This window comes from Companilactobacillus kimchii DSM 13961 = JCM 10707, from assembly GCF_001435445.1.
Lineage (GTDB): Bacteria > Bacillota > Bacilli > Lactobacillales > Lactobacillaceae > Companilactobacillus > Companilactobacillus kimchii.
In genome coordinates this window covers 15208-28175 of the sequence record NZ_AZDH01000017.1, presented here as the reverse complement: position 1 = coordinate 28175, position 12968 = coordinate 15208, and the positions used below count along the sequence as shown (strand labels likewise).

The 12968-nt window shown below is 33.1% G+C and carries 17 protein-coding genes; 3 read left to right on the top strand and 14 right to left on the bottom strand.

The genetic code is table 11. The annotated features are described in order from the left end of the window. Positions 1–4: 4 nt before the first annotated feature. Together FC97_RS07145 and FC97_RS07140 are read left to right on the top strand one after the other, a co-directional pair. The gene (locus FC97_RS07145) at positions 5–331 is read left to right on the top strand and encodes a TetR/AcrR family transcriptional regulator (RefSeq protein ID WP_054643693.1); all 327 of its coding nucleotides are present in this window, start codon (positions 5–7) and stop codon (positions 329–331) included. Then, positions 325–567 (top strand): TetR-like C-terminal domain-containing protein, encoded by a 243-nt coding sequence (locus FC97_RS07140; protein WP_054643692.1) that lies wholly within the window; start codon positions 325–327, stop codon positions 565–567. Before FC97_RS07145 ends, FC97_RS07140 begins: the two co-directional genes overlap by 7 nt. A gap of 67 nt (positions 568–634) precedes the next feature. Here FC97_RS07140 and FC97_RS07135 read toward each other — a convergent pair whose 3' ends face one another. The 14 genes from FC97_RS07135 to FC97_RS07070 form a co-directional block, all read right to left on the bottom strand. Next, positions 635–1357, bottom strand: a complete 723-nt coding sequence (locus tag FC97_RS07135; protein WP_054643691.1) for a hypothetical protein — start codon at positions 1355–1357, stop codon at positions 635–637. 85 nt (positions 1358–1442) lie between these two features. Further along, the gene (locus FC97_RS07130; RefSeq protein WP_054643690.1) at positions 1443–2264 is read right to left on the bottom strand and encodes a Cof-type HAD-IIB family hydrolase; all 822 of its coding nucleotides are present in this window, start codon (positions 2262–2264) and stop codon (positions 1443–1445) included. A 128-nt stretch (positions 2265–2392) separates the two neighbouring features. Then, entirely contained in the window at positions 2393–3202 is an 810-nt protein-coding gene (locus tag FC97_RS07125; RefSeq protein ID WP_054643689.1) for an aldo/keto reductase, read from the bottom strand. An 87-nt stretch (positions 3203–3289) separates the two neighbouring features. Beyond that, complete coding sequence (locus FC97_RS07120) at positions 3290–3934, bottom strand: DUF2812 domain-containing protein (protein ID WP_225868780.1); 645 nt, start codon at positions 3932–3934, stop codon at positions 3290–3292. A 9-nt stretch (positions 3935–3943) separates the two neighbouring features. Next, positions 3944–4252, bottom strand: coding sequence for a PadR family transcriptional regulator (locus FC97_RS07115; protein ID WP_054643688.1), 309 nt, complete (start codon positions 4250–4252; stop codon positions 3944–3946). A gap of 99 nt (positions 4253–4351) precedes the next feature. Then, positions 4352–4840 carry a P-loop NTPase family protein gene (locus FC97_RS07110; protein WP_054643687.1) on the bottom strand — a complete coding sequence of 163 codons (489 nt, stop codon included), beginning with the start codon at positions 4838–4840 and terminating at the stop codon, positions 4352–4354. A gap of 12 nt (positions 4841–4852) precedes the next feature. Continuing rightward, positions 4853–6430 (bottom strand): hypothetical protein, encoded by a 1578-nt coding sequence (locus FC97_RS07105; RefSeq protein ID WP_054643686.1) that lies wholly within the window; start codon positions 6428–6430, stop codon positions 4853–4855. Beyond that, positions 6423–7187 carry an ABC transporter ATP-binding protein gene (locus tag FC97_RS07100; protein ID WP_054643685.1) on the bottom strand — a complete coding sequence of 255 codons (765 nt, stop codon included), beginning with the start codon at positions 7185–7187 and terminating at the stop codon, positions 6423–6425. Before FC97_RS07100 ends, FC97_RS07105 begins: the two co-directional genes overlap by 8 nt. Positions 7188–7388: 201 nt before the next feature. Beyond that, positions 7389–7958, bottom strand: coding sequence for a hypothetical protein (locus FC97_RS07095; RefSeq protein WP_143442704.1), 570 nt, complete (start codon positions 7956–7958; stop codon positions 7389–7391). Between the two features lie 103 nt (positions 7959–8061). After that, positions 8062–8799, bottom strand: coding sequence for a LytR/AlgR family response regulator transcription factor (locus tag FC97_RS07090; RefSeq protein WP_056968097.1), 738 nt, complete (start codon positions 8797–8799; stop codon positions 8062–8064). Positions 8800–8804: 5 nt separating this feature from the next. Further along, complete coding sequence (locus tag FC97_RS07085; protein ID WP_054643682.1) at positions 8805–10079, bottom strand: GHKL domain-containing protein; 1275 nt, start codon at positions 10077–10079, stop codon at positions 8805–8807. Between the two features lie 37 nt (positions 10080–10116). Next, positions 10117–10557 (bottom strand): hypothetical protein, encoded by a 441-nt coding sequence (locus FC97_RS07080; protein WP_054643681.1) that lies wholly within the window; start codon positions 10555–10557, stop codon positions 10117–10119. Between the two features lie 342 nt (positions 10558–10899). Next, positions 10900–11466 carry a hypothetical protein gene (locus FC97_RS07075; protein ID WP_054643680.1) on the bottom strand — a complete coding sequence of 189 codons (567 nt, stop codon included), beginning with the start codon at positions 11464–11466 and terminating at the stop codon, positions 10900–10902. A 9-nt stretch (positions 11467–11475) separates the two neighbouring features. Continuing rightward, positions 11476–11892 (bottom strand): cytidine deaminase family protein, encoded by a 417-nt coding sequence (locus FC97_RS07070; RefSeq protein ID WP_054643679.1) that lies wholly within the window; start codon positions 11890–11892, stop codon positions 11476–11478. A gap of 175 nt (positions 11893–12067) precedes the next feature. On the opposite strand from FC97_RS07070, the gene FC97_RS07065 reads away from it, so the two are divergent. Next, a complete protein-coding gene (locus tag FC97_RS07065) occupies positions 12068–12967 on the top strand; it encodes an ATP-binding cassette domain-containing protein (RefSeq protein WP_054643678.1) in 900 nt (299 codons plus the stop codon). Position 12968 lies beyond the last annotated feature (1 nt).

Here is a 12968-nt window from a genome sequence, read left to right as displayed (position 1 = left end):
TGTAATGATTAGAGACACAAATGGTAAAAATGTAACAAGAATGCAATTACAGACTAAAATTTGGATTAAGGATGCACTTATGCAATTATTGAAGGAATACTCATTTGATGAAATAACCGTCAAACAGATCGTCCTAACTGCTAAAATATCTCGACCAACCTTCTATCGTAATTATTCATCTAAGAGAGAGGTTCTTGATGATACCATTTCCGATATCATGTTGGACTATAAGGAAAAATTTAATCAGAGAAATATTAATGATCTATACGGCTTATTAGTTTATTGTTTCCATATTTTGACAGTAATCATGACTACATCAGCATTATGGTAGGTGCACATTTAACTGGTTACTTATCTGATAAACTGACACGTCAATTTGCTGACGGAATTCAAGATGATACCCGTAATTGGCGACAATGGCAAACTCCACTTCAAAAACAAATTGGTGTTCACTTTGTTTTTTATGGTTTTCTAAATGTCGTTATTTATTGGATCGCCACTGGTCGTAAAGAATCACCTGAAACTATGGCTCAACAAACAATCGAAATAATTAAAAATTTGGCATAAAAAAACTGATAAGAACACGACGTATATGTGTTCTTATCAGTTTTTTGAAACAAGAATATATTCAATTCTAATCATTATATTTCTGATTTAGTTCATCAGTTAAATTTTTAATACTTTTAGCCATCTTGGGACTAGCCTTTAACTCTGCTTCAGCTTTCGGATTATTTAAGTGATATTGCTTGTCCTTGGAATCCTTGATCCAGTAATTAAAGGCCGGCATACCCAAATTATAAGTATTTGTGTTTGCCAAATTATTCTTCTTGATGGTCTTCATATAAATTGTTGGTTCAGTCTTCTCGATTGTTGTGATTCCACCAATTATTTTAGAGCCGACTGTAGGAAGTGGTGCCTCGTTATATTGAACCAAAATATCATGATTTGTCTCTCGAGTCTGGTTCTGACTCTTGTACCAGCTGTTAGTAGTGGTAATTCCTCCATTCATCACTAACACGATTTTTTTACCCTGAAGTGACTTCTTACCACTGATCACTTTATCAACATGAACCGTTACCTTAGTGTAAGCACCGTTGTTGAGGTTATCTATTTTGGACATATCGTAAACTGTTCCTTGAATAACTGACTCATTAACTTTTTTCAATTCTTTCATTGTCCTTGCAATGTAACCACGGTCATTGCCATACTTGTCAGTTTTGACGACTTCCAAATCAGAAATTGCCTTGTTCCATTTACTAGTATTCCCCTTTATAGCGGCGTCTTCAGACATATTACCGCATGCAGCTAAAGGCAAAATAAATATTAAAGCTATTAAAGCAATCAGTATTTTTTTCATTTTATCATCCATCCCTGAGCGATATTATCTCATGTTCTGCAAGGATGGAGTAGCTCGAATTCTTTATAAAAAATTAACGAGGATATTATATCAATTTACTTAAAATATTCAGAACACCTTCGTCATTATTGGAATCTGTAAAATGAGTGACTTGAGCTTTAACTGAATCAACGGCATTATCCATCGCGTAACCATAAGGAGTCAACTTCAGCATTGCCAGATCATTTTCATTATCACCAAAAGTCATAATTTCATCATCAGCAATATTGTATTTCTCTTGTAATTCATGCAAGCCGGCTGCCTTATTAACTGTACTCTCACTAATTAATTCAGTGTTATAACCGGACGTTTGACTCGATAATTCAGCCGGTAATGATCGACGAAGATTACTCATTGCAACATCGAAATCCACATGTTCATCGAAAGTTATACCGATACTGGTAATTTGATCTTGCAAGCGTTGCGGTGTCACTGTTGCCAAATCAGTAACTCGTTTTAAATGATTATAGTAATGATACGTTAAATCATAAATTGGTTGAGAAATTGACTGATCTACATAAGCTGATTTCACGCCAACTACTAAGTGTTCAACGATATCCTTTTTATCAAATTGCTGGTTGATGACATTCAAAGTAGAGGTTACCGCCTCTTCTGGCATAGCACGAATCAAAAGTGGTTGATTGTTACTATAAACGGCCGCTCCATTTTGAGAAACAAAATCCATTTCATCTTTAAACTCCGCAAACTGGTCCTGCAGACGTTGATATTGCGAACCACTGGCCGCTACTACCCGAATATCTTTGGCACGTAACTGCTCCAATATTTCACTGAAACGTTGATGATTATACGTATTCTTATCGTTTAAAAAGGTTCCATCCATGTCGAATGCTACTAATTTGATTGCCATAATTTCTCTACCTCACTGTAAAAATCATCTTTCAATAATATCACAAAATAAATAACCCTCAAACGATTTACAAATTTTTCAATTCGTATAACGTTTGAGAGTTTTATTAATTTAGATGAATTTTTACTTTAGTTATCGTAGTTAAGATGTTCATCTTTATCTAAACCATTGATAGCCTTAATTTCATCAGCTGTAAGCTCAAAATCAAAGATATCGAAGTTTTCCTTTACACGACTAACCTTTGATGACTTAGGGAAAATAACATATCCAGTATCAATGTGCCAACGTAAAACGACTTGAGCAGCTGTCTTATTGTGGGCCTTAGCAATCTCATTGATTGTTGGATCTTCAAGAATGAAATGACCATGTCCGATTGGTGAGTAACCTTCGTTAACAATGCCATTGTCTTCATCAAATTTACCCAATTCAACTTGTGTCTTGTAAGGGTGACGTTCAATTTGGTTAACCATAGGTTTAACTTTTGCCATTGCAAAGACTTCTTTAAGTTGTTTCTCAGAGAAGTTTGATACACCGATAGCCTTAACTTTACCTTGATCATAAAGTGCTTCTAAGGCCTTCCAAGTATCCAATGTCAAATTGAAATCCTCTTCATTTGGCCAGTGAATCAAGTAAAGATCTAGATAATCCATTTGCAAATCTTTAAGTGTTTGTTCAAAAGCAGCCAATGTCTTGTCATAGCCTTGGTCAGCGTTCCAAACCTTTGATGTGATGAAAAGATCCTCTCTCTTAACGCCAGCATCCTTAAAGGCTTTACCAATAGCAGCTTCATTGCCATAAATATGGGCACAGTCAAAATGACGGTAACCGGCATCCAAAGCACCTTGGATAGCTGCTGGAATATCAGCATTATCAATACGATAAGTTCCAAATCCTAACATAGGGATAGAAACTCCATTACTTAATGTTTTAAATTGCATATTAAATTCCTCCTACCTTTAATTAAACTACATTTGTATACGCTTTTTCAAAGATACTAACTTATCCATTCATATTTTTACATCAATTTACTTATTATTAACTGCACTGTCTCTAACATCATTACCATTTACAATTGCCTTTAAAATATAATAGATGCCCATAGCCAAAAAGAATAAGAAAAAGACTGATCGTAACAAAGCAAATGGTGTTTCAAATAAAAAAGCCTTCCAAAATGTACTTCCTTGCATATTCCACAGGCCCGGTGTTAAATACCAGCTTTTAAGGTCAAATAAATTCCTCCAACTGAAATATCCTGCTTGTATAAAAACAAAAAGATCGGTAAAAAATAAAATTGCATAAGTTATCGCAAAATTCATAAATCGCTTTCGTGGTAGATTTTTAGACTCTGGATCTGAAAAAATGTCTCTCGGTGATTGAGCATCTTTTTGTTGAAAATACTGTGCCCCACCATGACGACTTCCATACACCAACTTCCAGCCACTATCTGAAAATATTGTTACATAGTCTAAATATTTACTAGTACTCATATTTTCATTGTGAAAGTCGATACGCGTATATGGATTAAAGTCATCTTTTGAATTTAAATTTTCAAATGTATAAATATGTAAAAAAGGATTGACCTTAACTAAACGATAGCCTGTCTCCTGAACCAAATTAATCCATTTTTCTTCTGTATTTAAAGATAGAAATAATTTAAATTTTCTCATCATAATTGACCTCTAATATCCAAATTTGTTTGCTACTTTAACCAGCTGTTGCATTCTTTGTGTTTCCAATCCCAAAATATTCTTGCCATCTTCAGTTATTTGATAAACTCGACGACGTTTGTCCTGACTGGGAACTTCTTTAATCCATCGTAGTTTTAACAAATTCTCAATAGCACCATACATAGTTCCGGCGGCTATTTTGACATCCCCATTACTTAGTCGATCAATCTCTTGAATTGCACCATATCCATGCAGTGGTTGATTTAAGACTAAGAGAATGTAATAAACCGTTTCAGTTAAGGGTAAGTTTTTATTTCTCATAGGAGAAGCTCCTTTTAATATACAGTTCAACTTTATATTTTTAAACTATATACAGTGTAACTGTATATTCCATTTATGGCAACAAAAAACCACATTTTCTCAAATGTGGTCTAAGTAATTATTAGCTTCGGCACGCGACTTAAAGATAACCACGTTTACCTTATCCTTATACTTATTGATTGATGTATAAATTTGTGGCAATTCATCTTGAGCAAAATTTTCAATAAATTGCTTGAACTCAGGATCAAAGCTAGTCTCTGTCCAGGGCAAATCCTCACGAGTTTTACCAACACGAGACTCGGCCCCAGCCAAACAAACGTCAACTGGATAATCCAAAAGAAAAACGGTATCGCAATATTTTAAACGTTGCTCAATTGTACGTTGATAATTTCCATCGATAATCCAGCTATCTTTTTGCAGAATCTGTTGTAAAGTAGCATCAAATTCAGCTTTAGTATGAGTCGTCTGATCTGACTTATGCCACAACATATCTAAATAATACAATGGCAATCCAGTTCTATCACGTAATTTCCTTGCAAAGGTACTCTTACCAGCACCTGGACTACCAATGACGATTGCTCTCAACATTAGACTTACTTCCTATTCAAATTTTTGCCAAAATTTCTGACGATAATGCTCTACCACTATAAATGATAAAGCAATTATTAGAAAGGCCGCTGTCCCATTAACTACAAGTGCCGGTTTACCAGTACCAATTAAAAAGCTATAAAATATTATGACACCAATACTAAGGATCATGACGATTAACATCTTCAAAACAATTGCCATATTTCCGCCACCACGATTAAATAATTCTGTAACATTGGTCCAATTCGTTATGCGTAAACGGTAATCACGACTGAAATAGTACAAGCTGACTAAATAAGTTCCCCAGATAGTACTGAAAATCATGGATAAAGACAAATAAAGATTCAATTTCCATACAATTATCATCACTATGATCAATGCCAGATTAATTACTATTTGAAAAATAAATCCTAAAAGAAATTTACGCTTTAAATACTGTTTCATTGATATTGGCAATGAACTGACAAATTCTAAGCTACCTCGATCTAAAGAAATCATATTAGCAACTACTGCCGTTGAATTAGTTGTGAAAACACTAAAGGCTAATCCACCAACAAAGAAAACTCCCACCCATTTCAAAGGTAAATTATTAGGAATTTGTGTAAATGCAAAACTGATGATAAAAATCAAAGGTAGCGCAACTGAATTAACAAGCACCTGCAATAACATATTCGATTCTTTCAATACTTGACGATTATAAGCATCCAAAATAGCATTGAGACTCTTTCGCTCAACGTGCTTACGTTTACCAGAACCAGACAACATCTGCGTATTAATGCTTGTCAATTGACTACCTAAATGAGGTAAGATAGAACGTTTCAAAATAAAGCCTAGGATCAGCAGCAAAATGATCAAACCTGTCCAATTCAACAAACTTATTACTGAAATTGGCTCTACAAAAGTTTTAAAAAGTGGCAACATGATTGGATTGATGGCTTGATGCTTCCCTGCCATGTAATCACTATTATTTACCAAAAGAATTCCGGCCATAGCAATTACTAAAGTAATCACCATTAAACCATTCATAACCATTTTCTGATGTTTACGGAAGATACTAGTTTTAGTTAAAGCAAAGACAATAATCGCACAAGCAAATAAAATTATTGTCAAAATGATGCAGAAGGCTACTAAAGATAACAAAAGTGCCATTGGGATCATAATTCCCGCATGCCATGCTGTTGAAAAGAACGCTATGAACAGTGGGAAAATAAACGGTATAACATTCATGGCAACTACAGTCACCTTACTGAGAAAAATCTCTTTTTGTTTAAAAGGCAACGGCAAATAATTGTTCAAATCTTTACCAGCAAAGAAAACACTGTATATACCGGAAATACTTTGAGAAACAGCTAGCAGAACAAATAAGACAACATAATAAGTGAACATATTAGGATATTCAGCTAAATTAATTGGCAACATTACTGTTCCATAAATGAGGAAAAATATCAGTCCATTAAGCAAAAACTGCATTTTCAATTTATTTGTTAGCTCAGCACCACTCTTACCTTTTCTACGCAAACGGTCCGTTACTTGAGGGTTCAACAGTCTCAAGTTAACAGCCAGCAAATTCTTGAACTGATCCTTATTCATGAGTATCACCTTCAATATCATCAACTAGACCATCACCATTTTGTCGACCTGCCATTTTCAAGTAGATTTCTTCAAGCGACTCATCGTTATTCTGATCCAAAAGATTCTGTACTGAACCGTTATAGATTAAAACACCCTTTTTCAAGATTGCTAGTTCATCACACAATTGTTGTGCCGTATCTAAATTATGAGTTGAAAAGATAACTGTTTTACCTTTGGCCGCATGTTTCTTCATCAATTGTTTCAAATCATAGGCTGCTTGAGGATCCAAACCCTGCATTGGCTCATCCAAAATCCAAATATCCGGATCAGGCAATAAAGCTCCAATTATAATTGTCTTTTGACGCATACCGTGAGAAAAACTAGCCAGTGTTTCATCAACATGCTCAGACATATTAAATAAAGTTACTAATTCTTGACGTCTCTGTTGTACATCAGCTATCGACAAACTATAAGCTGACGTTAAAAGATCCCAATATTCCGCTGCTGTTAGTTGCAAGAAAATATCCGGAGTATCAGGAACATAAGCAATTTTTCCTTTAATTTTCTGACGATGATTTTGTAAATCCAGACCGTCAACTTTAATTGATCCACTAGTTGGTTCAATAATACTGACTAAATTTTTGATTGTTGTCGACTTACCAGCACCATTGTGGCCCAGAAATCCAAAAATCTCTCCTGATTTAATTTTGAGATTCAAATGCTCTAAAGCTTTCTTATCTCCATAATTCTTACTTAAATCCTCAATTTCAATCATTAATTAATCTCCCGTCGAGTAATCTCTTAATCTAATAAGTATAACAATCTCCATTTTCTCAATATAGACAATTAGTAATTTATTCTTTAAAAAATTTATCAATACAAATTGACAAGAAGTATCTTTTCCTGTATTGCATTATTCATCCAATACAATTAACAAAAAACCATAGGACAATTAAATCGTTCTATGATTTTCTATTTAGTTCTCTTGTCTTACTAGTTCAACATCTTGGTGGGTTTCTTTTTTAATCATTTCAATCATTTTTGCAATATCAGTCGTATTGGAAACAGAACTAGACAAATCTAGATCAACTTCGTGTCCATTTTTTAGCTTTACCGTCAGGTAATAATCGGATGGGAAACGATCCAAAACAGTATCCGGACTATAGGCAAGGAACGCACCACTTTCCTTTACCATAGAGGGTGCTTTAATTCCCGCTGTTACTACTAATTGGACGGCCTTAATTTCAGAATAGCTAATAAAATTTTCTTCGTTCTTCTTGGGTACAAGTATCGCCGCTACTTTTTGCTCTGTACTGACTAGATCATTGTATTTAATTCCCCGTTTACTGATTTCCCAATAACCATAGGTCTTAGTTAAATTTAAAGTGCAGATCATGATCATCACTATTAAAGATAAAATCCCTAAGAGAAGGCTGATTGATACATTGTTGAACATCAAAAAAATTGCATAACCGATAAGGATGCTTGAAGCTAAACAAATCAGTAACGGTATGTAATTGATTCTCTTACCAAAACTAATCTTCAAAACCATCATCCCCTTTTAAATTAAGTATACGCCCTTTTGGGTAAGCGCTTACCGTTGCCTTATAAAAAAACTTCAGTTGATCATAAAAAGATCAACTGAAGTTTTACTTTTTTAATTTAACTAAAGTTCTGGTACCTAGCACTGAACAGAGAACCTTTTCACCATCTATCATTGTAGCCTCACGCGTATGTTTATTGACTGATTCAACATTATCAACGTTAACCACATAAGATTTATGACATCTAAAGAAGGATTCATTCTCATCTTCAATTCTCTTAATCATACTGTAAAATTCAAATTGTCCGTCTTTCAAATGAACAATTACTTTATGTGGTACAGGTGAACTCTCAAAGAACAAAATATCACTGACTTTAATTGATCGAACCAATTCACCTGTCTTAATCTGAAAGTATTCCTCATTATCTGAAGCACTCATCTCAAATTGCTTATTACAGAGATTAATGTCTTCGATGATTCGTCCTTGAATCTTTTCCGGATAATCTTTCAAAATAAAATCCAAAGCTTCAATTTGATATTTAAAAGTTAAAAAAACCATTTCTGAATGATTCGTGATGAAAACAATTTTACCTTCAATATCAATTTTTCTGATTTTCGAGGCTAATTCGATTCCATTAATATTGTTTTCACCAAGGTCAATATCAATAAAATACAGGCTCTTATCAATTTCATTATTATTCAAATAATCTAAAATCTCACTAGGATCACCTGTCGCAATTTGAACCTTCATATCGAGATTTTCAATTAGGAGATAATTCTCAATATATTCAACAACTTGATTCAACTGTTTGGGATCATCCTCGCAAACATAGACATCAATCACTCTCATCATCCTTTCGTACTAATTGTTATCTTTTGTAAAAAGTAATTATTTAACTTCATTGTTTCTAGTGTTGCTCGGTTATTTCGATTAATTATCTCAGTCAGATTTTTCAAACCAAAACCACGCTTCGAACCTTTCGAAGAAAATCCGGCCTCTTTCATCTTCCAAACTGGAATATCATTTTTCCTTAATGAATTCTGCACAATGATTACAATTTCTGTTTCACTTTTGATTAAACCAACTTGAATTGTCCCATGTTCCTGATTCCTAGTTTCCTCGATAGCATTATCCATGATGATACCCATTGCTAATGCCAGATCTAAGGAATCCATATAAAAATCCTTAATTTCATTCTTGGCCTCAAACGATACTTTTATACCATCCAACTGTGCAGCATAAAGCTTATTAAAGACAACACCTTTAATTTCTTTATTACCAATACGACCAATGTCTTCAAATTTATACTTCTCTTGATTCAGATCCACTGAAATGGGCTTGATAGAAGTATTGTAATATTTCTTTAATCCTTCCAAATCATCAGTCCTTAGGTATTCTTCGAAAGACAATAAGGTGTTTTGATATTCATGTCTGAATTTTCTTAATTCATTATAATGCTGTTCTATTTGAATCAAATAACGATTAGTACTTTCACTCCGAGCCTTTTGTTCGCGTAATTCCAAATCTTTATTTATTGCTTTGGTTCGAGCTATGTGAACGACCACAAACATAATAGCGAATAATAAAATAATCGCAGAATTATAAATAATATTTTGTAAATTATTTTCCTGCATGACTTCAGTAACAGTAATCAAGAATATCATTATGATTAATATAATGGATGTGAAAATCATCTCTGTACTAGAAAGCCGATAATCTCTTTGTAAATTGTGTTCTAGATCACTTCTTAGAAAAAAGTATAGCCCTACAGCTAAGATTATCCCCAGCATTAATATTGAAGAGTTAAGGATCCAACTATTTTCATCTAATTTCATTATTCGAAAAATAATATCAACTAAATGATCTATCAAAATCTCAATACAATAAATTATGGCAGCTATTGCTATAGAAACCTTAAAACTTTTAGTTAATAGTAATAAATAAATTAAAAAAGCAATCAGACCTCCAATTATTACTGCTAATTGACCAAACTTCGTCATACCCAGCGTTACACCTAAATTCATTATAAAGAAAAGTAAATCCACACGTTTAAAACGTAAATCTCTAATGAGAATCTTGGTATACATAGTGAACATAAATAGCTGAATAAAAATTATTACCATAAAAACCTCCTATCTGATAAAAAAGTTCAGTATAACATTACTTATTTTCTACCATTCTTGAAAATCCTGATGAATATTCTTTAACTGAGAAATCATATGGATTAATTAAATCACAGTTATTTAGTTTAATAATCATCGAGCTAATAATTTTAACATCAAATTTAGATTGAATTTCTACAATTATTTTATATTCATGCTTATTACTTAATTTATACACATTCCGTAAATTAATGCGACAATTTTGCCAATTAAAAGGTTCATCTTTTTCATTGATGGCCTTTTTTGCTATTTTTGTAAATTGTCTTTTTTGATATTTATTAAGTCGATGAATTTTTTCATTCTCTAATATTATCGTTTCATTAGTAGAATTGTAATACGGTGCTGAATGATAATTTTGATATAGCTTAGGAATCCCTACAACTCCCATAATTATTAAAATACAGATGATCCAAATTATTCTTGCTACTTTATTATTCATTATAATCTCCTAAAAAAATCTCGACCAATTTTACAATCGGTCGAGATCTTCAGTTGCGCGTCAATAAATACCACTGTGAATAGTTTAGTTGTTAGAGGTTTTATTTACGTATTTTAGATGAACCATTAATTCAAAGCTATAATTACTGATTCCACCCTAGGCAATATTCAATTCGAATGAGTCCATCATAAAACACGTGTATCGAGAAAATAAAATATTTATTTCAGCACTTCTTCGACTGATGAGAGGTAAGGGGGTTCCCATCAATCTACGTTTATATTCTACAAAACCATGAAAATTATGGCTGCTTTTATCCTAAAAGCTATAAATCTCATCATTATCTCAAAAACATTTTGATTCAAAAAGTTTGATACCATCGTTTATATACTGATAAATATCGTTTTTATTGAATACTTTTAAGGATTCATTCTTTACCACAGTGAAATCTGATTTAAATTCAGCAACTAATAATGGTAAATCAGTATCTTCAATTTCTTTAACATTGGTAACGATTGGGAAAGATAAGTTTGGTTCAGACAGACTATATCTTAGAATCAAATCATGATTTAATACTGTGAAATCAGCATAATACTTCTCTAATAATTCTGCTTTAGGATAACTTTTGTTGTTAAGAATATATTTTTTAAAGACTGTTTCTAACCACAATTTGTCCCCTAATAAATGTAAATAATATCCTAATTGAAATTGTGTTAGGTTTGGACCATATTCTTCAAAAAAAGATTCAGGACAAATATTTCTTTTCCCATGAATAAAATGTGTCAATGCTTTGGAAGCTTTAGAATTCTTATTAACATCAGGTGCAATACTACCTAATAAAAATTCTTGATTGTATCCATGTTTGTCGGCCAATACTTTTGCCATTGAGTAATGCATAATTCTTGATCCCATTGTTTGCCTCTATTTTGTCTTAATACTCCCCCACCAATTGGGGAACAATTCTCCTAATGTAGTAGTTTCTCTTTTATCATAGTTAACCATAATTTCTGTGTCTTTATTATTACTAGAAAATTCCATCAAAGTTTCACGGCAAGTTCCACATGGTAATCCATCCAATCCTGATGGTGGCGTATCTCTAAACGCAATGATTCGTTTAACTTCCATTTCACCACTATCTTGCAACATGTTCAAAAGAGCGACTCTTTCTGCACAAAGATTGATCGTACCACAAGCCATTTCAATGCAATAGCCTGTATAAATTTTCCCGGATTTACTTTCTAAAGCGCAGACGACGTTATTTGCATAAACAAAATCATTCAATTCAGCTGGTTTATACAATGGTTTCGCTGCTAAATATAATTTTTCCCAGATATCCATAAAAATGCTCCTTTAAATAATATGAATATAAGTATATCATCATTTTAATTTATTATTAATTTTATTAGTTAAAAACTAATTATGATTTAATTGTCAATTTTTGTTGAAATTTCATAGTTATTGCTTTACTGTATTAGTGTACTGGTACAGGCAAACAATAAGGGAGAGGATTTCTTTGAATACAACACTTTTAAAAATCCAAAATTTAAACAAAGCATTTGGCAACAAGAAGGTATTGAACAATATTAATTTCACAGTCCAACAAGGTCATATTATAGGCTTAATTGGTGCCAATGGTGCTGGTAAAACAACTATTATGAAAGCAATTTTAGGTATCTTGCCTTTCGACGGTAAAATCACTATTAACGATAAGGCTGTTTCCATACGACAACATCAACCACTACAATCAGTTGGTGCTTTGATTGAATATCCAGGTCTCTATCCTTACCTAACTGGTCGAGAACAGCTTAGACTCTTCTCCACCGGTAAAGATCGGGAACAGAAAGTTAACAATATCATCAGCAAATTGAGAATGGATCACTTTGCTGATCAAAAGACTAAAGGTTACTCACTCGGTATGAAGCAAAAACTTGGTGTTGGTTTGGCACTCCTAAACAACCCACAGTTTGTCATTCTAGATGAACCGATGAATGGTCTCGATCCTAAGGCTACAAAAGACTTACGTGATCTAATCGTTCAAGAAAAACAGAATGGTGTTACTTTCCTAATTTCTAGTCACATTCTTAGTGAATTGCAACGCATCGCTGACGATGTAATTGTTATCAATCATGGTGAAATCGTTACTTCAACGACTATGGACAATCTTTTAGCTGCCAACAAGAAGTTCTACTTAATTGAAACCGACAACAATGAAATGGCCTCCGACTTATTATTAAGAAATAATTACCAAGTTGAAAATAAAACAGCCTTGGAAATTCCTATTACCGATAAGTTTTCAATTAATGATCTTTTACAGCTATTATTGTCCAACAACATCACAATTAACGATATTAAACAACAAGATGGAGACCTCGAAGAATCGCTCTTGAAGGTCTTAGATAGTGAAGGTAAATAAG

Excerpts from the sequence above, each read along its gene's own strand:
- FC97_RS07085 (WP_054643682.1), bottom strand. The coding sequence starts at position 10,079 with ATGGTAATAATTTTTATTCAGCTATTTATGTTCACTATGTATACCAAG.
- FC97_RS07140 (WP_054643692.1), top strand. The coding sequence starts at position 325 with ATGGTAGGTGCACATTTAACTGGTTACTTATCTGATAAACTGACACGT.
- FC97_RS07075 (WP_054643680.1), bottom strand. The coding sequence starts at position 11,466 with ATGGGATCAAGAATTATGCATTACTCAATGGCAAAAGTATTGGCCGAC.
- FC97_RS07115 (WP_054643688.1), bottom strand. The coding sequence starts at position 4,252 with ATGAGAAATAAAAACTTACCCTTAACTGAAACGGTTTATTACATTCTC.
- FC97_RS07120 (WP_225868780.1), bottom strand. The coding sequence starts at position 3,934 with ATGATGAGAAAATTTAAATTATTTCTATCTTTAAATACAGAAGAAAAA.
- FC97_RS07080 (WP_054643681.1), bottom strand. The coding sequence starts at position 10,557 with ATGAATAATAAAGTAGCAAGAATAATTTGGATCATCTGTATTTTAATA.
- FC97_RS07110 (WP_054643687.1), bottom strand. The coding sequence starts at position 4,840 with ATGTTGAGAGCAATCGTCATTGGTAGTCCAGGTGCTGGTAAGAGTACC.
- FC97_RS07070 (WP_054643679.1), bottom strand. The coding sequence starts at position 11,892 with ATGGATATCTGGGAAAAATTATATTTAGCAGCGAAACCATTGTATAAA.
- FC97_RS07130 (WP_054643690.1), bottom strand. The coding sequence starts at position 2,264 with ATGGCAATCAAATTAGTAGCATTCGACATGGATGGAACCTTTTTAAAC.
- FC97_RS07105 (WP_054643686.1), bottom strand. The coding sequence starts at position 6,430 with ATGAATAAGGATCAGTTCAAGAATTTGCTGGCTGTTAACTTGAGACTG.
- FC97_RS07125 (WP_054643689.1), bottom strand. The coding sequence starts at position 3,202 with ATGCAATTTAAAACATTAAGTAATGGAGTTTCTATCCCTATGTTAGGA.
- FC97_RS07135 (WP_054643691.1), bottom strand. The coding sequence starts at position 1,357 with ATGAAAAAAATACTGATTGCTTTAATAGCTTTAATATTTATTTTGCCT.
- FC97_RS07100 (WP_054643685.1), bottom strand. The coding sequence starts at position 7,187 with ATGATTGAAATTGAGGATTTAAGTAAGAATTATGGAGATAAGAAAGCT.
- FC97_RS07145 (WP_054643693.1), top strand. The coding sequence starts at position 5 with ATGATTAGAGACACAAATGGTAAAAATGTAACAAGAATGCAATTACAG.